Source organism: Nonomuraea soli (genome assembly GCF_013761175.1).
Lineage (GTDB): Bacteria > Actinomycetota > Actinomycetes > Streptosporangiales > Streptosporangiaceae > Nonomuraea > Nonomuraea soli.
This window is the reverse complement of sequence record NZ_JACDUR010000004.1, coordinates 931,122-951,547: the sequence shown is the minus strand read 5'-3', so window position 1 is coordinate 951,547 and position 20,426 is coordinate 931,122. Positions and strand designations below refer to the sequence as shown.

The 20,426-nt window shown below is 69.8% G+C and carries 19 protein-coding genes; 5 read left to right on the top strand and 14 right to left on the bottom strand.

Annotated elements, in window-relative coordinates; all coding sequences use genetic code 11:
* Position 1 precedes the first annotated feature (1 nt).
* Complete coding sequence (locus tag HNR30_RS22905) at positions 2–979, bottom strand: DUF1838 family protein (RefSeq protein WP_181611979.1); 978 nt, start codon at positions 977–979, stop codon at positions 2–4.
* Between the two features lie 233 nt (positions 980–1,212).
* Between HNR30_RS22905 and HNR30_RS22900 the strand changes: the two genes are divergently transcribed.
* Positions 1,213–1,986, top strand: a complete 774-nt coding sequence (locus HNR30_RS22900) for an ABC transporter ATP-binding protein (protein WP_181611978.1) — start codon at positions 1,213–1,215, stop codon at positions 1,984–1,986.
* Between the two features lie 57 nt (positions 1,987–2,043).
* On the opposite strand, the gene HNR30_RS22895 is transcribed toward HNR30_RS22900, so the two are convergent.
* Complete coding sequence (locus HNR30_RS22895; RefSeq protein WP_181611977.1) at positions 2,044–4,377, bottom strand: sensor histidine kinase; 2,334 nt, start codon at positions 4,375–4,377, stop codon at positions 2,044–2,046.
* A 203-nt stretch (positions 4,378–4,580) separates the two neighbouring features.
* Here HNR30_RS22895 and HNR30_RS22890 point away from each other — a divergent pair, with 203 nt between their 5' ends.
* Positions 4,581–5,531, top strand: coding sequence for an ABC transporter substrate-binding protein (locus HNR30_RS22890; RefSeq protein WP_181611976.1), 951 nt, complete (start codon positions 4,581–4,583; stop codon positions 5,529–5,531).
* 21 nt (positions 5,532–5,552) lie between these two features.
* Here HNR30_RS22890 and HNR30_RS22885 read toward each other — a convergent pair whose 3' ends face one another.
* From HNR30_RS22885 to HNR30_RS22860, 6 genes are all read right to left on the bottom strand, one after another.
* Positions 5,553–6,128 carry a GTP-binding protein gene (locus HNR30_RS22885; RefSeq protein WP_181611975.1) on the bottom strand — a complete coding sequence of 192 codons (576 nt, stop codon included), beginning with the start codon at positions 6,126–6,128 and terminating at the stop codon, positions 5,553–5,555.
* Positions 6,109–6,513 (bottom strand): DUF742 domain-containing protein, encoded by a 405-nt coding sequence (locus tag HNR30_RS22880; protein WP_181611974.1) that lies wholly within the window; start codon positions 6,511–6,513, stop codon positions 6,109–6,111. The genes HNR30_RS22885 and HNR30_RS22880 overlap by 20 nt, the downstream gene beginning before the upstream one ends.
* 24 nt (positions 6,514–6,537) lie before the next feature.
* The gene (locus HNR30_RS22875) at positions 6,538–6,960 is read right to left on the bottom strand and encodes a roadblock/LC7 domain-containing protein (RefSeq protein ID WP_181611973.1); all 423 of its coding nucleotides are present in this window, start codon (positions 6,958–6,960) and stop codon (positions 6,538–6,540) included.
* A 2-nt stretch (positions 6,961–6,962) separates the two neighbouring features.
* Positions 6,963–10,199 carry a sensor histidine kinase gene (locus HNR30_RS22870; RefSeq protein ID WP_181611972.1) on the bottom strand — a complete coding sequence of 1,079 codons (3,237 nt, stop codon included), beginning with the start codon at positions 10,197–10,199 and terminating at the stop codon, positions 6,963–6,965.
* 147 nt (positions 10,200–10,346) lie between these two features.
* Entirely contained in the window at positions 10,347–11,726 is a 1,380-nt protein-coding gene (locus HNR30_RS22865; protein ID WP_181611971.1) for an aldehyde dehydrogenase family protein, read from the bottom strand.
* Positions 11,727–11,734: 8 nt separating this feature from the next.
* The gene (locus HNR30_RS22860) at positions 11,735–12,988 is read right to left on the bottom strand and encodes a glycosyltransferase (protein WP_246378907.1); all 1,254 of its coding nucleotides are present in this window, start codon (positions 12,986–12,988) and stop codon (positions 11,735–11,737) included.
* A gap of 89 nt (positions 12,989–13,077) precedes the next feature.
* Here HNR30_RS22860 and HNR30_RS22855 point away from each other — a divergent pair, with 89 nt between their 5' ends.
* Positions 13,078–13,692 (top strand): TetR/AcrR family transcriptional regulator, encoded by a 615-nt coding sequence (locus HNR30_RS22855; RefSeq protein WP_181611969.1) that lies wholly within the window; start codon positions 13,078–13,080, stop codon positions 13,690–13,692.
* On the opposite strand, the gene HNR30_RS50245 is transcribed toward HNR30_RS22855, so the two are convergent.
* Genes HNR30_RS50245 through HNR30_RS22835 form a run of 4 tightly spaced genes read right to left on the bottom strand, consistent with a single transcriptional unit; the run spans position 13,682 to position 17,414 of the window.
* A complete protein-coding gene (locus tag HNR30_RS50245; protein ID WP_312894567.1) occupies positions 13,682–14,710 on the bottom strand; it encodes an ABC transporter ATP-binding protein in 1,029 nt (342 codons plus the stop codon). The two genes, HNR30_RS22855 and HNR30_RS50245, sit on opposite strands and share 11 nt — an antisense overlap.
* Complete coding sequence (locus HNR30_RS22845) at positions 14,694–15,458, bottom strand: ABC transporter permease (RefSeq protein WP_312894566.1); 765 nt, start codon at positions 15,456–15,458, stop codon at positions 14,694–14,696. Before HNR30_RS22845 ends, HNR30_RS50245 begins: the two co-directional genes overlap by 17 nt.
* The gene (locus HNR30_RS22840) at positions 15,451–16,296 is read right to left on the bottom strand and encodes an ABC transporter permease (RefSeq protein ID WP_181611968.1); all 846 of its coding nucleotides are present in this window, start codon (positions 16,294–16,296) and stop codon (positions 15,451–15,453) included. The genes HNR30_RS22845 and HNR30_RS22840 overlap by 8 nt, the downstream gene beginning before the upstream one ends.
* Positions 16,293–17,414, bottom strand: coding sequence for a polyamine ABC transporter substrate-binding protein (locus HNR30_RS22835; RefSeq protein WP_181611967.1), 1,122 nt, complete (start codon positions 17,412–17,414; stop codon positions 16,293–16,295). Before HNR30_RS22835 ends, HNR30_RS22840 begins: the two co-directional genes overlap by 4 nt.
* A gap of 143 nt (positions 17,415–17,557) precedes the next feature.
* Between HNR30_RS22835 and HNR30_RS22830 the strand changes: the two genes are divergently transcribed.
* Together HNR30_RS22830 and HNR30_RS22825 are read left to right on the top strand one after the other, a co-directional pair.
* Positions 17,558–18,589, top strand: coding sequence for a phosphotransferase (locus HNR30_RS22830; protein WP_181611966.1), 1,032 nt, complete (start codon positions 17,558–17,560; stop codon positions 18,587–18,589).
* A complete protein-coding gene (locus HNR30_RS22825; RefSeq protein WP_181611965.1) occupies positions 18,590–19,504 on the top strand; it encodes an SIS domain-containing protein in 915 nt (304 codons plus the stop codon).
* On the opposite strand, the gene HNR30_RS22820 is transcribed toward HNR30_RS22825, so the two are convergent.
* Entirely contained in the window at positions 19,498–20,079 is a 582-nt protein-coding gene (locus HNR30_RS22820; protein ID WP_181611964.1) for a GTP-binding protein, read from the bottom strand. The genes HNR30_RS22825 and HNR30_RS22820 overlap by 7 nt on opposite strands.
* A complete protein-coding gene (locus tag HNR30_RS22815; RefSeq protein WP_181611963.1) occupies positions 20,060–20,413 on the bottom strand; it encodes a DUF742 domain-containing protein in 354 nt (117 codons plus the stop codon). The genes HNR30_RS22820 and HNR30_RS22815 overlap by 20 nt, the downstream gene beginning before the upstream one ends.
* Positions 20,414–20,426 lie beyond the last annotated feature (13 nt).

The following is a 20,426-nucleotide window of genomic DNA, read 5'->3' as shown; positions in this document are numbered from 1 at the left end:
GCTACGCTCCGTTGGTCGCGCACCACTGGGCCCAGGTGGAGGTGCCACCGCCCAGCTGCTTGTTGTAGAAGGAGGTCCAGGAGTTCTCGCTCGTACCGGGGGCGCTGGGGCTGGTCTTGTACAGCGGCCAGTTGGCGTCGACGGCGGTGCGGATCCACGGCTCCAGGCTGGAGTAGCCCGCCAGCGACCAGCTGCGGGCGTGGTAGGTGAGCTGCCCCTGGACACTCGTCTCGGGCAGGCACATGAACGGCGCCCACGGGCTCGTGCGCGCCCAGCTGATCTTGGTCTTCATGTGCCCGGCGGGGTACCAGCCGTTGCCGGTGGCCCTGGCGTACACCTCGTCGAGGTCGACGTAGAAGTCGAACATCTCCATCGCCGAGTAGGTGCCGTTCTTCAGCCCGAAGCTCTCCCCCAGGGTGGTGCCGAAGTTCGTGCGCACCGGGATGTCGCTGGTCCACTCGACCTCGTCGTGCATCGTGCGCAGGGTGGGGCCGACGAAGCTGGAGGTGACGTTGAAGGGACCGAAGTTCACGTTGGCGTTGTTGATCGGGACGACCGGGTAGGTCTTGCCGTCGATCGGGTTGGTCCACTGCGTCAGGATCTGCGTGGGGTTGTTGGGGTCGGTGTAGAAGACGATCTCGCGCGAGAGCTGGTAGAGCTGGTTGGTGTTGGGCACCCGGTACAGCTGCCTGATGTTGTAGCCCTCGATGTTGAAGAGCTTCTGCCCGTGGACGATGCCGGGCGCCAGGGCGTTGCCCTCGACGTTGGCGTAGACCGAACCGGAGATGCGGAAGACCATGTCCTCCCCGTCGGGCCGGCCGTACGTCTGCAGGGCGAGCTTGCCGGCCTGGTCGGTGACCTGGATGTAGACCGGTCCCGGGTGGGTGGGGTCGGAGGTCTCCTCCGCCACGGCGGCGGTGCCCGTGGAGGCGAGCATCACCACGCACATCGCGATTGACGTGGCTAAACGCTTGTTCATCGAATCTCCAGTGAGGGGAGGGGTGAAGCGGCTGGAAAATCCGACCATCTTCAGCGAAGCGATGTCAACGAGGCAGGTGAGATGATATCCCGGCGTAGTTAACTAAAGTTGCAAGCCTCCCGAAAAGTGCATTTGACCCATTTTGTCGGTAATTGGTGCGCTCGCGTGGCTCCCGGACCAATGGTCGGATAGAGTCCCCATGCTCAGGTAGCTCGCGCCTCAAGGAATCCAGCTTGCTCGAGATTTCGAACCTCACGCACACATACGGCAGCGGCCCCTCCGCCCACCACGCCATCGACGGGCTGAGCCTCAGCGTGGCCGAGGGCGAACTGCTGTGCATCGTGGGCCCTTCCGGCTGCGGGAAGTCCACCCTCCTGCGCTCGATCGCCGGGCTCATCAAGCCCACCGGCGGCCAGATCGCCATCGGGGGGCGCACCGTTACCAAGACCCCCGACGACCTCGCGGTGGTCTTCCAGGACTACAGCCGCTCGTTGTTCCCCTGGATGACGGTGGCCGACAACGTCGCCATGCCCCTGCGGCGGCGCACCATGGACAAGGCCCGGCGCAGAGCCGCCGCCGAGGAGGCCCTGGAGTCCGTGGGCCTGGCCGGGGCGGGCAAGAAGTACCCCTTCCAGCTGTCGGGAGGCATGCAGCAGCGGGTCTCCATCGCCCGGGCGCTGGCCTACCGCCCCACCCTGATGCTCATGGACGAGCCCTTCGGCTCGGTCGACGCGCAGACCCGCGAGGACCTGGAGGACCTGGTCCTGCAGGTGCGCGGGCACCACACGATGACCATCGTGCTCATCACCCACGACATCGACGAGAGCGTCTACGTCGGTGACCGGGTCGTGGTGTTGTCGAAGGCCCCGGCCCACGTGGTCGGCGACCTGAAGGTGGACCTGCCCGCGCCGCGCGACCAGATCACCACGCGCGAGCACCCCGACTTCGTGCACCTGCGCGCCGAGGTGGGCCGCCTGGTGCGCGGCGTCGAGCGCACCCACGCCTGATCCCCGCACCTGATCCCCGCGGCGGGTGCCGGGCGCCCTCCGCTGTCAGGCGCCCTGTCAGAGCCGTCCCTCGCTGATGTCCGCCTTGGCGGCCCGCACGCCCTCCTGGAAGCTGTTCAGCCTGCTGCGCACCAGCGAGGCGGGCGCGTGCGTCGGCGTGGGCGTCACACCTCTGGGCATCGCCCCGCTGGGCGCGGAGCCGGGCACCAGGTTGGCCTTGGGCACCCGCTTGGGCAGTCCCGCCGCGGTCGGAGGGTCCTTCACCGGGTTGCCCACGACCGCCGCGGCGTTCCAGCCCTCGTCGGTCTTGGCCGAACCCCACTCGCCGTCCGCGCCGAACCACGCGGACTGCACGGAGGCGAAGATCGGCAGGAAGTCGTCCTCCGATCCCCCCGGCTCGGGCACCAGCGGGTGGGCGCCCAGCGGCAGCGACAGGTCCGCGAGCCCCGCTGTGGTGTCGGGAGGCCACGGCGGCGTCACCGGCCTCACCCGCGGCCTGAGCCTGACCCGCAGGCCGCCCTCCACGGGGCTGGTGAGCAGCGCGGAGGGCAGCAGGACCAGCGCCGTCAGCCCGCCCTCCTCGTTGGCCCGCACCTGGACGCGGATGCGGTGCCGCCTGGCCAGGCGGGCGACCACGAAGTGCCCCATGCGCCGCGACGCCGTCACGTCCATCGCCGCGGCGTGCGCCAGGCGCTGGTTGGCCTGCAGCACCTCGTCGGGCGTCATGCCGATGCCCACGTCCGACAGCGCCACCATGATCCCCCCACCGTCGAAGCGGCTGCCCGCCATCGTCACCGGGCTGGCCAGCGGGGAGTAGGCCAGCGCGTTCTCGGCGAGCTCGGCCAGCAGGTGCACGAGGTCGTTGGCGGCCTCGCCGCTGACCGCGACCCCGTCGGGCATATGCGCCGACACCCGCTCCGAGTCCTCCAGCTCCTCCAGGACGGCCACGGCGATGTCGCTCAGCCTGACCGGCTGCGTCCAGCGCCTGACCGGATCCTGCCCGGCCAGCACCAGCAGGTTGTCGCCGTTGCGTCGCATGCGGGTGGCCAGCAGGTCGAGCTTGGTGAGCGTGTCGGGCTGCCACTCCCCCTGTTCGAGGCTGTCGATGAGGGTGATCTGCCGCTCGACCAGTGCCTGGGAGCGGCGGGAGAGGTTGACGAACATGGCGTTGACGTTGGCCCGCACGCCGGCTTCCTCCTGCGCCAGCCGTACGGCCTCGCGGTGGACCTCGTCGAAGGCCCGCGCGAGATCGCCGACCTCGTCGTCGCCGTGCACGCCGATGGGCTCCACCGGCGGCGCGGCGTGCTCGCCGTGCTCGCGCAGCATCCGGACGGTCTCGGGCAGCCGCTCGTTGGCGATCTGCAGGGCCTCGCTGCGCAGCCGCCGCAGCGGCCGCACCAGCGACCGGGCCATGGCCAGGGCGACCAGGAGGACGAGCAGGATCATGGCGCCGGTGGCGAGCGCGGCGATGCCGCCGTCGCGGTGGGCCTGGGAGCGCAACGCCAGGGTGTGCACGTGGATCGACTGCATCAGGCGCTGTTCCAGCAGGCGCATCGCGTCGACCTTGGCGCAGGCGGCCTCCGACCACAGCTCGGCGTCGCGACTGCTGCCGGGGACCAGGTCGAGGATGGTCCGCCCGTTCTCCGCCTGGGTCAGCGCCACCATCCGGTACAGCTCGGCCTGGTCGATCTTCTGGCCCGTCACGGTGTCGTGGTAGAGCTGGCGCTGCTCGACGGTGGCCAGCTGCCGGTAGGTGGCGACCTCGCCCTCCACGCGTGCCTGGGCGCCGATGAGGACGTTCAGCTGGGCCGGGCGCAGCTCTCCCGCCAGCAGGACCCCGGTCATGACCGAGCGCAGCCTGGCCGCCTGGTCCTTGGCCCGTGACAACGCGGCCAGGGCGAGGGTGGTGTTCTTGATCTGGCCTTCGGGGCTGTCGCGGGCGATCTCCTGGTTGAACTCCTGCAGCACGGTGACGAGATCGTCGTAGCGTGCCATCGCCGACAGGGCGGGGAGCTCGCTGGTCAGCACGAGGTCGCGGACGAGCGGGAGCTGCTCCAGTCTGGCCACGATGCGACCGGCGGGCTCCGAGGGAGGATCGAGGCGGGCGGCCTGCGTGGTCACCGTGGCGACGATCGTGTCCACCCGGCCGAAGGCCCGCTGGAGCGAGGCGAGCCTGGTCTCGGCGCGTGAGGCGGAGATGTAGCGCACCGCCTGGTCGCGCTCGGCCGACAGATTGTGGATCAGCTCGTAGATCGTCTCGCCGAGCTGGGCACGGTCCATGACGAGCTGGTACTGATCGGCCTGCCTCATGGAGCCGGCCACCTGCAACCCGCCCATGACGAGCGCGGCGACCGCGGGCACGATGATGATCGCGATGAGTCGCCAGCGCACGCGCCAATTCCGCAGGGCTAATCGCATGCATGCACCGAAACGCCGGAGGGGTGAGAGCAACCAGAGCATATACCTGGAAAGCGGGATTTTCCGTTAGAGCTGCACATATTGGCTGGTAAAGGGGGTCGACGGGCCCCGGCAGGGGTGCGCCGGCCGCCTGGGACGCTTCCGGGCCGGATCGCCGCGGACTAGGGTGATCCGCCATGAGATGGGGCGCCGTCCTGGCCGGCCTGACGCTGGTGGTGTCCGCCTGCGCCGGCCCGGATTCCGGCAGCGGGCCGGAGAGGACCGAGCTTCGCGTCGCCGTCCTGCCGACCCCCGACGCGGCCCCGCTCTACATCGCCCTCCAGAGGAGCTTCTTCGAGGAAGAAGGGCTCACCGTCAAGGCCGAGATCGTCGATGACGGCACACGCGCCGTGCCCAGGCTCGCCGCGGGCGAGCTCGACCTGGCCATCGCCGACTACATGACCGTCTTCGACCTCGTCGACAAGGGCGCCAGGCTCAGGGTCGTCGCCGACGCCTCCCAGGCCGGCACCGGTACGGCCGCGCTCATGGCCCAGAAGGACTCGGGCGTCACCACGATCCGGGAACTGCGCGGCATGAAGGTCGCCGCTCCCGCCGGGATCAGCACGTTGCTGGTGGAGGTGACGCTGAAGGCCAACGGGATGGAGCCGGACGACGTGACCATGGTGCGCGTGCCGTACCCGGACCATCCACGAGCCCTGAGCGAGGGCCGGGCCGACGCCTCCAACGCCTGGGAGCCCTACGTGACGGCCGTGGAGAAGGCGGGCGGGATCAAGCTCGCCGACACCGTCGCCGGGCCCACCGCGGACTTCCCGGTCGCCGGCTGGGTGGCCTCCGACGACTGGGCCGCGCAGCATCCGAGGACGATGGCGGCCTTCCAGCGTGCCCTCCTGAAGGCGCAGAAGCTGGCCGCGGGCGACCGCAGGGCCGTGCAGGACGTGCTCCCCACCTACACGCGGATCGACGCCGCGACGGCGGCCGCGATGGTCCTGCCCGCCTACCCGATCACTCTCGACGTCAAGCGGGTCCAGCGGGTCGCCGACTTCATGGCGGAGTTCGGGCACCTGAAGGCGAGGCTGGACGTGGCTCCGCTGATGGCGCAGCAACCACCGCAGCTGCGGGCGGGGTGATCGCCCGCAGCCGGGCGGGCCTCAGGCGCTGGCCGTCATGTGCCGGGTGAGGGCGTGCTCGACGAGCGTGATGAGGGTCTGCTTGACCGCGTCACGCGAACGCGCGTCCAGCGTCACGATCGGCACGTGCGGCGAGAGCGACAGGGCCTCGCGCACCTCCTCGCTCTGGTGAGGGAAGGCGCCGTCCCACCCGTTGATGCCGATGACGAACGGCAGGCCCGCCTCCTCGAAGTAGTCGATCGCAGGGAAGCTGTCGGCCAGGCGGCGGGTGTCGACCAGGACCACGGCGCCGATGGCGCCGCGCACCAGGTCGTCCCACATGAACCAGAACCGGTGCTGCCCGGGCGTGCCGAACAGGTAGAGGATCAGGTCCTGGTCGAGGGAGACACGGCCGAAGTCCATCGCGACGGTGGTCGTCGTCTTGGTGGGCGTGAGCGACAGGTCGTCCACGCCCGCCGAGGCGTCGGTCATCACGGCCTCGGTGGTGAGCGGAAGGATCTCCGACACCGCCCCCACGAAGGTCGTCTTGCCCACGCCGAAGCCTCCCGCGACGACGATCTTCGTCGAGGAGAGGCCCCTAGAGCCTGCGAAGTCCACTGAGCACCCTTTCGAGCAGGTTGAGGTCCGGGCTACCCGATTCCAGCGCAGGCTGGTGGACACGGATCAGACCCTCTGCCGCCATGTCAGCGATCAGAACTCGGACCACGCCGAGCGGCTGTCGTAAAAGTGCGGAGATCTCGGCGACCGACCGCACCTGGCGAGCCAGCTGGATGATCGTCTGATACTCCGGACTGACTAGTGAAATGTCTTGATGCGCGGCTGTCAATTCAGCCGGAAGCGATACCAACGCCTCCATCGCGAACTTGATGCGCGGAGCGGTGCGCCCGCCGGTCACGGCATACGGCCGCACCAGCGAGCTCGACTTGCGCCGCGCGCCGTCCGAGGTGGGGCTGTTATCACCCGTCCAACCCTGATCTGACACTGTCTTGTCTCCCGTCGGCGCCGACTAGTGCGGCCGCGAGGCCTGCAATTCGGCTCGTACGGCAGGCGTGAGCACCTGCCCGGCGCGCTCCACGAGCAGCGTCATCTGGTAGGCGACCAGGCCCATGTCACAGTCGGCCGAAGCGAGCACGGCCAGGCTGGACCCATCGCTGATCGACATGATCATCAAAAGGCCGCGCTGCATCTCGATCACCGTCTGGCTGACCGCGCCGCCCTCGAACACCCGGGCCGCGCCCGCCGTGAGGCTGACCACGCCGGAGGCCACCGCGGCCAGCTGGTCGGCCCGGTCCTTCGGGAAGCCCTCCGAGTAGGCGAGCGGCAGTCCGTCGGCGGAGACCACCACGGTGTGCGCCACGCCCGGCACGTTGTTGACGAAATCAGTGATCAACCAGCTGATCCCGCGCGCACCCTGGCTCAGTTCTCTCATGGTCATTCCTCTCCAATTTCTTCACGGCCCTGCCGTACACCTTGCTGGTAGCTGGACAACCGGCTGCGCAGCCGGTCGGGGGAGACCGGCTCGGCCGGCTCGCCGAACAACGAACCGGAGGTCGGCACCGATCCCGGCACCAGGTTGGCCTTGGGCACGCGGCGGGGCAGCCCGTTCTGGGTCTGTCCCGACGAGGCCTGCTCGGACGGTCCGCCGGTCAGCGGGCCGCCGGGGCTCAGAGGTGCGCCCGGCGGGAAGCCGCCTCCGGCAGGCTGGCGCTGCGGCAGGCCGCCGCCCCCGCTGGGGTCGCGCTGCGGCAGGCCGCCACCCGAGGCCGGGTCGCGCTGGGGCAGGGCGCCCCGGCCCGGGTCCCGCTGGGGCAGTCCCTCGTACGGGGGCTGGCCACCGCCGGAGGGGTCACGCTGCGGCAGGCCGGAGGCGGTGACCGGCGACGGCTGGCGCTGGGGCAGGCCCTGTCCGGGAGGCATCGCCGCCGGGGCGGAGACCTCCGGCGTCTGGAAGGCCTGCGGAGCGGGCTCCGGCGGGCCGGGCTGGGCCAGGACCGCCGGCTTGGTGAACCAGTCCGAGGTCTGCACCTGCTCGAAGATCGGCAGGAACTCCTCGTCCTGCTCCTCCAGGGGCGAGTCGCGGAAGACGGGCAGCGGTCCGGTCAGCTCGCTGGGGTTGGGCTGGTCGAAGGCGGGCCAGGCGGTGTCGGAACCCCGCTGGGAGCCGGCGGACCAGGTGGTGTCCGAGCCCTGCGAGCCGGTGGACCAGTCCGAACCCTGCGAGCCGGTGGACCAGTCGGAACCCTGCGAGCCGGTCGACCAGGAGTCGGCCGAGCGCGGCGTCCACAAGTCGCCGGGGCGCGAGGCGGTGTCGGGCGCCGCGGCACGCGCGGACGGCGCGCCGGGGCGCGTCGACCAGGCGTCCTCGGCCGGAGGCAGCGCCGACCAGGGGTCGTCGTTCGCGGGCTCGTCGGCCAGGCGCGCGGGCCGCTCGGTGAACAGCTCGGGCTCCTCCCCCGACACCGAGGGCCAGCCGCCTCCGGGCGGCGGCAGGGTGTCGGGCCACGGGGTGTGCATGACCCCGGCGCCCGCGGGAGCGCCGGTCGGCTGACCGGGCTCGGCGCGCGGGAAGGGCGTGCCCGAGGAGAACAGGTCGGACGAGGGCGCCTCGGCGAAGGCGCCGCGCGACGGGCCGCCGGCCAGGGAGGCCGGGCCCTCGCCCTGGAAGGCGGCGGCCATCGCCGGGATCTGCTGGGTGGGGGCGTTGGACGGGGCGATGAGCACCGCCGGGAGCAGCACCATCGCGATCAGTCCAGGGCCCTCCTGCCGCGAGCGCAGCTGGACCTGGACGCCGTGGCGCAGGGCCAGCCGGCCGACCACGAACAGGCCCATGCGGCGGGCGACGGAGACGTCCACGACCGGAGGGTTGGCCAGGCGCCAGTTGAGCTCGGTGAGCTCCTCGGCGGTCAGGCCGATGCCCTGGTCGGTGACCGAGACGACCACGCCGCCGGGGGCGGAGGCGGTGGTCACCACGACCTTGGTCTCGCGGGGCGAGAAGGAGATGGCGTTCTCGATCAGCTCGGCCAGCAGGTGAACGGTGTCGGTGACGGCCGGGCCGACGATCTCGACGTCGGAGGGGATCTGGATGCTGACCCGCTCGTAGTTCTCGACCTCGGACAGGGAGGCGCGGGCGACGTCGACGAGAGCGACCGGCTCGCTCCAGCGGCGCGCGCTCTCGTGGCCGGCGAGGACCAGGAGGTTCTCGCTGTTACGCCGCATGCGGGTGGCCAGGTGGTCGAGGCGGAACAGGTTCCCGAGCCTGGACTCGTCCTCCTCGCCGTGCTCCAGGTCCTCGATCAGCTGCAGCTGACGCTCGACCAGGGTCTGCGAACGCCGGGAGAGGTTGACGAACATCGCGTTGACGTTGGCGCGCAGCTTGGCCTCGTCGCCGGCGAGCCGTACCGCCTCGCGGTGGACCTCGTCGAAGGCCCGGGCCACTTCACCGATCTCGTCGCGGGTGCCCACGCCGATCGAGGTGATCTTCGGCGTCGCGGTCTCGCCGCTCTCGCGCAGGGTGCGCACGGTGTCGGGCAGGCGGAAGCCGGCGATCTCCAGCGCCTCCGAGCGCAGGGTGCGCAGCGGGCGGACCAGCGAGCCGGCCACCCAGGCGGTGATGAGCAGCACGAGGAGGAGCAGGACCAGGATGACCGCGGCGGAGATGATCGCGTAGCGGAGCTCGGTGTCGCTCAGCTCCTCGGTCCGCTTCACGATCTTGTCGGCCAGGACCATCTCGACCTTGCGCATCGCGTCCACCGTCACGGTGGTGCTGGCGTGCCAGACGTTGAGGTCACGCTTGGTGGTGATGTCGAGGTCGCGGATGGTGCGGTACTCACGCAGCTGGGACAGGGCCCGCTGGCGCATGGCGTCGGCGCGGTCGACGGACTGGCCGCGCACGTTCTTCTTGTACAGCGCCGCCTCGGTGGCGGCCGCCTCGGCCGTGAAGGTGTCGAGCTCGGCCTGCTGGCGGTCCCAGGAACCGAGGAAGTCGGAAAGGTCGTCGTAGTCGAGGCGGCGCTCGACCAGGGCCACCACGAGGATGGCCTGCTGCCGGGAGACCTCCTCCTTGGCCTGGTGCAGAGCTCCGAAGGCGGCGGAGTCGCCGACGAGCTGGTCGTCGTCGCCCACGGTGCCCAGTTCACCCTGCAGGCCGCGCAGCACCTGGATGAGGCTGGTGTAGGTGCGGATGGCGGCACGCGGCGGCGCGCTCTGGCCGACGACCGAGGAGCGCAGCGACGGCAGGCCGTTGAGCCAGCGGCGGATCTCGTCGGTGGCCTGGCGCACACGCGGCTGGTGCTCGGCGTCGATGGCGGCCGTGGCGTCGATCACCTTGGCTCTGGCGGCGTCGACGACCTTCTGCTGGTCGCGCAGCTTGACCAGGTGGGCACTGGCCCGATGGTCGGCCACCAGCCAGGCGGTCAGCGAACGTTCCTTGCCCAGCTCGTGGGAGAGCGTGGACAGGCGCTGCACGAGCTCGGCCACCTGGGTCAGCCGCCGGTACTCGGCGCTGGTGCCGATGGCGTTGGTCAGCTGGATGGCGGCGAGGAGCACGCCCACGACCGTGGGGATGAGGATCAGCGCCACGAGCCGTGAGCGCACGCGCCAGTTCCCCAGCTGGAACCGTCCGCCGGTGTGCTCCCCTGGCGCGACGCGCTTGGGGTTTTCCTTCCTCACTTTGTACGCAACCTCTCGCCGTAACGTGTGCTCGAAACTGACACGTGTGGGGCGCATGGGGGAAGATTTGGGCAGGGCAATTGGAACACAACCCCTACCACATCGGCGAACCGACCTTTTCCCTAGAAAACGCCCAAAACGTGCTTTTTAGGCAGGCCGGAACGAGTCTCGTTCGGCCGGCGCCGCGTGCTTGATCATGAGGTGACGGGTCACCGAGTACTCCTGGACCGCCTCCTGGCTCATGTCCTTGCCGAACCCGCTTCCCTTGACCCCGCCGTGCGGGGCTTCGCTGGCGATCGGCAGGTGGTCGTTGATCCAGGTCACGCCGACGTCTAGGCGGTGCGACACGCGCATCGCCCGGGAGACGTCGCGCGACCAGACCGACGAGGCCAGGCCGTACCTGGTGTCGTTGGCCAGCCGCACCGCCTCGTCCTCCCCGTCGAAGGGGAGCACGACCAGCACCGGACCGAAGATCTCGCCCTGGACCACCTCGCTCGACTGCGCCACGTCGGTGATCAGGGTGGGCGGGTAGTAGAAGCCGGGTCCCTCGGGGACGAACCCGCCGTGAGCCACGGTGCCCGAGACGAAGCCGTGCACCCGGTCGCGGTGCCCGGCGGAGATGAGCGGCCCGATGTCGGTCGAGGAGTCCCAGGGGTCGCCATAGACGATCTTCGACATCACCGAGCGCATGGCCTCGACCGCCTCGCCGTACACCTGCCGGTCCACGTAGACGCGCGTCGCGGCCGTGCAGTCCTGGCCGGTGTTGTAGGTCGCGCCCATCGCCACGCCCCTGGCCATCTCGGCCAGGTCGGCGTCGGCGAACACCAGCGCCGGAGCCTTGCCGCCGAGCTCCAGGTGCACCCGCTTCAAGGAGGCGGCCGCCCCGGTCATGACCGCGCGCCCGGTCTCGGTGGAGCCGGTGACGCTGACCATGTCGACGCCGGGGTCGGTGACCAGGGCCTGGCCGACCTCACCGCCGCCGAGCACGACCTCGACGGGAGCGCCCGCCCGCACGCACAACTCGCGAAGGCGCAGCGTGCTGCGCGGGGTCATCGGCGCCGGCTTGATCACCACGGCGTTGCCCGCGGCGAGAGCGGGGGCGATCTTCCAGACCGCCATGATGAACGGGAAGTTCCACGGTGCGATCGAGCCGACCACGCCGACGGGGCGGCGCAGCATGACCGAGGTGTAGCCCTGACTGAACACCCCCGCCCCCGAGCCCTCCAGCGAGCGGGCGGCGCCGGCGAAGAAGCGCAGGTTGTCGACGGCGAAGGGCAGCTCGCCGTCGCGGAAGACGGCCGCGGGCTTGCCGGTCTCCTCGACCTCGAGCCTGGTCAGCTCATCGGCGTCGGCCTCCACCAGGTCGGCCAGGCGCAGCAGCACCCTGGCGCGCTCGCCGGGAGTCGCCTGCGACCATTCGCCGAAGGCCTGGCGGGCCCGCTGTACGGCCTGGGCCACGGCCTCGACCTGGGTGTCGGCGACATGCTCGATCGGCAGGCCGGTGGCGGGGTTGATCAGTTGGGGCATGACAGGACCTAGGCTCCGAGCTGTTCGATGAGGTCGGCGGCCTTGCGCAGGCCGTCGCGACGACGGATCTCCTCACCCGTGGCGGCCAGGCGAGCACGCAGCTCGCTGTCGCCCAGGAGCGTGGCGACCGCGCCGGTCAGCTCCTCGTCGGTGAAGGTGTAGGTGGACAGGCGCACGCCGTAGCCGAGCTCGTGCACCCGCTGGGCGTTGTCGTACTGGTCCCAGAACAGGGGCAGCAGGATCATCGGCTTGCCGAAGTGCATCGCCTCGGTGGTGGTGTTGTTGCCGCCGTGGGTGATGACCAGGTCGCAGAGCGGGATGATCTTCGTCTGCGGCACGAACTCCGCGCCCCACATGTTGTCGGCGAGCTTGATCTCGGCGTGCAGCGGGCCCTTGGAGACGATGTACTGGTGCTGCGTGGTGCCCAGCACGTCGATCACGCGCTGCATGAGCTCCACGTCGGAGGAGCCCAGCGAGCCGAGCGAGAAGTAGACCAGCGAGGCGCCCTCGCGACGCTCGAAGGGCAGCTCGAACTCCTCGTCGGTCTCGCGCACCGAGGAGTCGAGGCGGTGCCAGCTCGCGTCGAGCGGGCGCTCGGCGGTGTAGTCGAGCGCCTCCGGGTAGACGTAGAGGTTGAGGGCGCCGGAGTGGATGAAGTCCAGGTCGGGCAGCGGCTCGGTGCCCTGCTCGACGCTCCACTCGTTGAAGGCGCTCCAGACCTCGCGGTGGGTGCGGTCGTACTCCGCGCGGAAGGCCTCCCACTCGGAGCGGTCGCCGGCGGGCAGGCCGGAGAAGACCGGGGCGATCTGCGGGCCGCGTACCTCCAGCGGGTTGCACGAGACGATGCGCACGAACGGCTTGCCCGCGGTCAGCAGCGCCGGGAAGGTGATGACGTTGTCCTCGACGATGACGTCGGGCCGTACGCGCTCGATGATCGCCTTGAGCTGCGGCTCGCAGTACTTGGCGCCGTCGATGAGGGAGTCCCAGATCGGCTTGGTGACCGTGGAGAGCTGCTCCAGCGTGGTCTTGCGGTACTCGGGCGCGGTCTCGCGGATGAAGTCCTTCCAGAACTGGCCCGGGTCCTGCTCCTCGGCGTCGTCGGCCGGAGGAGCGAGGTCGACCAGGTCCTCCTCGAAGCCCAGGGCCTCCAGCTTGCCCTTCCAGGAGGCCTCGGCCGCGAAGACCACCCGGTGTCCGCGCTTGCGCAGAATGTCGCCGATGCCGATGCAATTGTTCGTGGGCCCGTAGGCACTCTCGGGCATGAAAAGGATGGTTAGCGACATAGTCATCTCCGGGGGCTTGAATTTCGCTTCACAACATCATCTGGCGGAAAGGTCATCTTCGCGGCACTATGGCACCCGTGACGCAGCGTAAAAGTCGATCTGACCGACGAATCGACCTCATCGAGGCCGCCCGTCGCGCCATCGTGCGACACGGCATCGATCGCGTGCAGCTCGCTCACGTCGCCGAAGAGGCCGGACTGACCTCCGGTGCGGTGCTCTACCACTACCCCGAGCTGTCCGAATTGCTGATCGACGCCCAGCAGGCGGGATTGGAGCGTTTCTACGAACAGCGGGTCAAGCGCATCGCCGATCTCACCGACCCGGTGGAAAAGCTCGTCACCACCATCCGCGCCGGCCTTCCGACCGGCCCGGAGGACCCGGATGTCCGGCTGCTCAACGAATGCGGAGGAGCGGCCGGGCGCAACCGGATGTACGGCCTGATGCTCACCGCCCTGTACGACCGTCAGGTGGCGATGTATCAAGCCATTCTCGACACCGGAGCCGCCCTGGGCGTCTTCACGCTCACCGCCGAGCCGATCACGATCGCGCGCAACCTGGTGGCTCTGGAGGACGCCTACGGCTACCGCATCACCGCCAGGCACCCGGCGATCGGCCCGGCCGAGGCGGCCGAGCTGATCATGTCGTACGCCCGCACGGCGACGGGCTGCGAGCTCATCCACTGATGAGCACCGCGTCCTCCGGGCGCCAGCCCAGCCTGACCCGCTCGCCGGGCCGGACCTGGCTGGCTCCCTGAACCGCGACGAGCACGGGCTTGGGATGGCCGGTCACGTCCACCGAGACGTGCGAGACGCCGCCGTAGAAGCTCACGTCCGCGACCGTGCCCGCCAGCCCGCGGTCGGCGGCCAGGCTGATCTTCTCGGGCCGTACGGCCAGCAACGCGGGAGCGCCCTCGGGCAGCTCCCCCTCGGCCGGGAGCGTGCCGAAGTGGCCGTTGCTCAGGCCCCTGGCGCTCGCGGTTCCCTCGAAGAGGTTGTTGGCGCCGACGAAGTCGGCCACGAACCGCGAGGCGGGCCGCTCGTACAACGCGATGGGCGCGTCGACCTGGCAGACCCTGCCCGACTCGAACACCGCGATCCGGTCGGCCAGCGACATGGCCTCCTCCTGGTCGTGGGTGACCACGACGAAGGTGATGCCGACCTCGTTCTGCAGCCGCTTGAGCTCCAGCTGCATGTCCGCGCGGACCTTCTTGTCGAGCGCCGACAGCGGCTCGTCGAGCAGCAGCAGGCGGGGGCGCTTGACGATGGCGCGGGCCAGGGCCACCCGCTGGCGCTGGCCGCCGGACAACTGCTGCGGCTTGCGCCCCGCCATCGCCGACAGGCCCACGGTCTCCAGGACCTCGCCGACCCGCCGGCGGATCTCGTCCTTGCCGAGCCGCTCCTGCTCCAGGCCGTAGGCGACGTTCTTGGCGACGTTCATGTGCGGGAACAGCGCGTACGACTGGAACATCAGGTTGATCGGCCGGCGCTCCGGCTTCAGGGCCAGCAGGTCGCCGCCGTCGAGCGTGACGTCGCCGCTGTCGGGGGTCTCGAAGCCCGCCAGGATGCGCAGCAGCGTCGTCTTGCCGCAGCCGCTCGGCCCGAGCAGGGCGAAGAACTCGCCCTGGCCGATGGTGAGGCTGACCTCGTCGAGCGCGGTGACCTCACCGAAGCGACGGCTGACCCGGTCAATCGTGAGCACCACGTTCTCCGATCTTGGTGAGGCGCTGGCCCGCGATCACCGCGGTGAAGCTGATGAGCAGCAGGACCGTCGCCAGCGCGTTGGCCTCCGGCTTCACGCCGAACCGGAGCATCGAATAGATCACGATGGGCAACGTCTGCTCCGTCGGCCCGATGGTGAAGAAGGCGATCACGAACTCGTCGAGCGACAGCGTGAAGGCCAGCAGCGCGCCGGCCACGATGCCCGGCGCCAGCTGCGGCAGCGTGATCTTCACGAAGGTCCGCACGGCTCCCGCGCCCAGGTCGCGCGAGGCCTCCTCCAGGGAGGGGTCAGCGTGGGTGAGCCGGGTGCGCACGACCGCGGCCACGAAGGCCATCGAGAAGACGGCGTGCGAGAGCATCACCGACCACAGGCCCAGCGTGACCTGGACCAGCGCGTAGAAGGCCAGCAGGCCGATCGCCAGCACCAGGTCGGGCAGGATCGCGGGCATGAGCGCGACCGCGTCGAGCACCTTGGAGCGGGTGTGCCTGGCCAGCCCCACCGCCAGCAGCGTGCCCAGGACGGTGGCGAGCACCGTCGAGCCCACCGCCACGAAGAGGGTGTTGACCAGGCCCTCGGCGATGCGGTCGTTGGCGAGGAACTCGCCGTACCACTTCAGGCTGAAGCCCTCGAAGACGTAGGGCGAGTCACCCGCGTTGAACGACATCCACACCAGCACCGCGATGGGCAGGTAGAGGAAGACGTAGGTCAGCCAGAACGGAACCCTAAGCACGGCGGGCCACCCTCGCCTGGACGAGCAGGAGCACCAGCAGCACCGCGATCAGCGCGAGCGCCAGCGTGGAACCGAAGGGCCAGTCGCGAGCCTTGAGGAACTCGGTCTGGATCAGGTTGCCGACCATGAGGCTCTTGCCGCCGCCCAGCAGCTCGGGGATGACGAAGTTGCCGAAGCTCGGGACGAACACGAACAGCGCGCCGGTCATGGCGCCCGGAAGCGTCAGCGGCAGCGTCACGCGCCGGAACGTCGTCGCCCTGGAGGCGCCCAGGTTGGCCGAGGCCTCCAGCAGCTGGGGGTCGAGCCGCTCGATCGAGCTGTAGAGCGGCAGCACCATCAGCGGCAGGTAGGAGTAGAGCAGGCCGACCACGATGGCGCCCTCGTTGTAGAGCAGCTCGAACTCGGTGCCCAGCAGCGAGTTGATCAGGCCGGGCCCGCTCATGAGGATCGTCAGGGCGTACATGCGGATGATGAAGCTGGTCCAGAACGGCAGCACGACCGCGACCAGCGCGATCGTCTTCCACTTGCGCGGCAGGTTCGCAATCACATAGGCCGTGGGGTAGCCCAGCAGCAGCGCGATCACCGTGGTGATCGTGGCCAGCTTAAGCGAATCCAGGACGACGTCGAGGTAGAGCGGATCGATCAGCCTGGCGAAGTTCTCGGTGGTGAACTCGTAGACGATCCCGCCGAAGCGGCCGCGCTGGAAAACCGTGTAACCCAGGACCAGGGCCAGCGGGATCAGCATGAGCACGATCAGGTAGATCAGCCCTGGTCCCAGGAAAGCCGCGCCGGACAGCCACCGCGTGGCTGTCCGGCGCGGCCTGGACGTGCGTGTCATTGCTGCGCCGCGACCTCGCTGGCCAGGCGGGTGTACTTGGTGGCGGCCTCACCGAGGTCGATGATGGACTCGCCCTGCAGCAGCTCGGCCGGGGTGATGCCGAGCAGGGAGCCCGCGGGGATCTCGACCTTGTCCATGGCGGCCTTGTTCGGCACCTTGTAGCCGATGTTGGCCGCGGCCCAGCTGTGGATCTCCGGGTCGAGGATGTAGTTGATCAGTGCGTGGGCGGCTTCCTTGTTCTTGGACGACTTCATGATCACCATGGTGTCCACCCACAGGTCGGAGCCCTCCTTGGGCACGACCCAGCCGATGTTCTTCTCGGAGGTCGGGCACCAGCCGTCCCACGCCTCGACCATGACGGCCTCGCCGCTCTTCAGCTTCTCGCCGAAGGTCAGGTCGTCGTAGCCCAGGAGGTTCGGCTTGGCCTTGAGCAGCAGCTCTTTGACCTTGGCGATGTCCTCGTCCTTGTCGGTGTTGACGCTCAGGCCCAGCGCCTTGATCGCGGGCAGCGCCAGCCAGCGCTCGGTGGTCATCATGGTGACCTTCTTGACCGCCTCGGCCGGCGGGTTGAGCAGGTCGTTCCAGCTCGTCGGCGTGGCCTTCAGCAGGTCCTTGCGGTAGCACAGGCCTGTCGTGCCCCAGGTGTAGGGCACGGAGAACTTGTTGCCCTTGTCGTAGGACAGCTGGGTGGCCTCGGGGTAGAGGTTGGCCAGGTTCGGGATCAGCTCGGGGTGGATCGGCTCCAGCAGGCCGGCGTCGTTGAGCGCCTGGGCGTACTGGCCGGAGACGAACGCCACGTCGACACCGCTGTCACCGGAGGCGGTCAGCTTGGCCATGGCCTTCTCGTTGGTGTCGTGCAGGCCGATCTCGATGTTGGAGATCTTGAGGGCCGCCTTGGCCTTCTCCGGCAGTTCCTTGGGCGTGTAGCCGTCCCAGACCGTGATGGTGACGCTCTGCTTGGACAGGTCCGCCTGCGGGTTGAGCTGGGCCGCGGTGGTGGCGGGCGCGCTCGCCGCGCTGTTGTTCGACGACTCACCGCCGCACGCCGCTGCGGCCAGCGCGAGTCCGGCGACCGCTACAGCGGCCGGGAGACGACGGGTGAATCGGGTACGGAACACGACCGGTACTCCTCGATGCAAGTGCTGATAGATCAGGCCAGGGTAGGACTTTTGCAGAACTTTTAAACTTGAGCAACACTAACGAACGTTGTGCTGCCTGGAAGTTTGGTCAGTTCTTGAAGTCAGCTTCAGTTTGGTCCCGCTTGCTCGCCGTAGGTGAGAATCCGATTACCACAAGCGAGCACGGGCTCTCCTCCGCACTTCTCGCCGCCCTGTCCGGTGAGGTCCCGGCGCCTTTCGCCGTCGAGCGGTTCGCGCCCCTGCCCGCCGCCGGCCCCTCCGAGCGGGCCATCACCGTTGACCAGACGAACCTCTCCGTCGTGGTGGACGAGCGGGTCGTGGTCAAGTGGCTGACGCCCCCCGCCGCCCTGCCCCATCCGGCTCCAGCCGTGCTGGGACACCTGGTCAGGGCCGGGTTCACCGACACCGCGCCGCCGTACGCCGCGGTGACGACGGACTCCCACCTGGTGGCGCTGGTGACCGGCTTCCTGCCGGGGGCGCGTGACGGATGGGAGTGGTGCATCGACTTCTGCGAGACCGGTGAGGTGACCTTCGCGGGCCGTCTCGGCACCCTCGCGGCGGATCTTCACGTCGCCCTGGCCACCCTCCCTTCGCCCACGCCCGCCGCCCCGATGCGAGCGCCTGAACCGGAGCGCGCCGCCGCCAGGGCTGAGCAAGCACTCAGCGAGGCGTTGAGGCTGACGGAGGGGGAAGACGGCGAGTGGCTGGCGAGCGTGGCCCACCGCATGAAGGCCGACCTGGCCATGCCCGGCCGGGTCACCGGCCCGATCCGCATCCACGGCGACTTCCACGTGGGCCAGATCCTCCAGTGGGACGGCGGCTACGCGGTGATCGACTTCGACGGCAACCCCACCCTCGACGGCGCCGAGCCGTACCAGCCCAGGGAACGCGACGTCGCCCAGATGACGACGAGCCTGGAGCATGTCGCCCAGGTGGCGATCAAGCGCAGGCAGACGCCCACCGGGCGGGCCCACGCCTGGGCGGCCGAGGCGCGCGAGCAATTCCTGGCCGCCTACCGCGAGCGGCTGCCCCTGGATGAGAGCCTGCTCAAGCCGTACGAAGTCGAGCAGGAGTGCCGCGAGCTCATCTACGCCGCCCGCCACCTGCCCCGCTGGCGCTACGCCCCGATGGGCGTGCTGAAAGGACGATACTGAGTGCATCCCGACCTCTTCCTCGCCGACCTGGAGGCCAAGCCCCGGGCCCTGAAGGCGCTGGCCGCCGGTCTGGAGCGGGGCAACCCGTGGCGCGGCGGCTTCCGCAGGGTCCTGTTCCTCGGCATGGGCAGCTCCAGGTACGCCGCGGGGGTGGCGGCGCGCCGCCTGCGGGCCCTGGGCGTCGACGCTCACGCGGAGTACGCCTCCGCCGCCCGGCCGCTCCCGCCGGCCGACGACCTGCTGGTGGTGGCGATCTCGGCCACCGGCGGCAGCCGCGAGACCCTCGACGTCCTCGCGCACTACGACGACGTCGTGGCGCTGACCAACAACCCGGGCTCCGCGATCGCCGGCGCCGCGCGCGAGGTGGTCCTGATGGAGGCGGGTGAGGAGCGCGGCGGCGTCGCCTGCCGTACCTTCCAGCACACGCTGGTCCAGCTGATGGCGCTGGAGGAGCGGCTGACCGGCGGGGGACGCGACCTGCCCGCCCTGGTCAGGAAGGCCGCCGAGGCCGCTTCCGACCTGCTGGAGCGCCGGGACGAGTGGCTGCCCAAGACCTGCGAGCTGCTCGACGGCCCCCACGGCGTCTACACGATCGCCCCGGCCGAGCGCCTGTCGTCGGCGCAGCAGTCGGCGCTGATGTTCCGCGAGGGACCGCGCCGCCCGGCCGACGCCTGCGAGAGCGGCGACTGGTCACACGTCGACGTCTACCTGACCAAGACGCTCGACTACCGGGCGATCCTGTTCCCCGGCAGCGCCTACGACGAGCAGGCCATGGAGTGGGTACGGCAGCGCGGCTCGACCGTGCTCACCGTGGGCAGGGACCTGCGCTACCGTCACGACGACGATCCCGACGTCGCCCTGCTGACGGAGACGCTGGTGGCGGAGCTGGTGGCCGCCACCTGGTGGAATCAGTAGACCTGCTGCGCGGCGCGGATGCGCAGGGCGTGCTCGACCAGGGTGATGAGCACGCCCTTGACCGCGTCGCGCCGCCTGGCGTCGGTGCGGACCACGGGGACGTGCGGCGGCAACGCGAGCGCGTCCCTGACGTCGTTCTCCCCGTAGGCGAACTGCCCGTCCCAGCCGTTGATGCCGACCACGAACGGCAGGCGGGCCTCCTCGAAGTAGTCGATCGCCGGGAAGCTGTCGGCCAGGCGGCGGGTGTCGACCAGCACGACCGCGCCGATCGCACCCCTGACCAGGTCGTCCCACATGAACCAGAACCGGTGCTGGCCCGGCGTGCCGAACAGGTACAGGATCAGGTCGCGGTCGAGCGAGACACGCCCGAAGTCCATCGCCACCGTCGTGGTCGACTTCAGCGGTGTCATGCCCAGATCGTCGACGCCGACCGACGCGTCGGTCATGACCGCCTCCGTCGTCAGCGGCATGATCTCCGAGACCGCGCCGACGAAGGTGGTCTTGCCGACCCCGAAGCCCCCCGCGACCACGATCTTGGTCGAGGTGAGCCCGGGGCTAGAGCCTGCGTAGTCCACTGAGCACCCTTTCCAGCAGGTTCAGCTGCGGCGCTCCGGCCTCCAGCTGCGGCTGGTAGATCCGCACCAGCCCCTCGGCCTCCATGTCGGCGATCAGCACCCTGGCCACCCCGATCGGGACGGCCAGCAGCGCCGAGACCTCGGCCACCGAGCGCACCTGGCGGCACAACTCGCTGATCGCACGATACTCGCGCGAGTAGGTGGGGCCGAGCTGGGCCGACGTGGCCGAGGAGACGAGGGCCTCCATGGCCAGGTTGGTCCGCGGCGTGGTGCGCCCGCCGGTGACGGCGTACATGCGCACCAGCGAGCTGCGTTCCTCATTCCACGAGGTCATCGGCCTCCTCCCA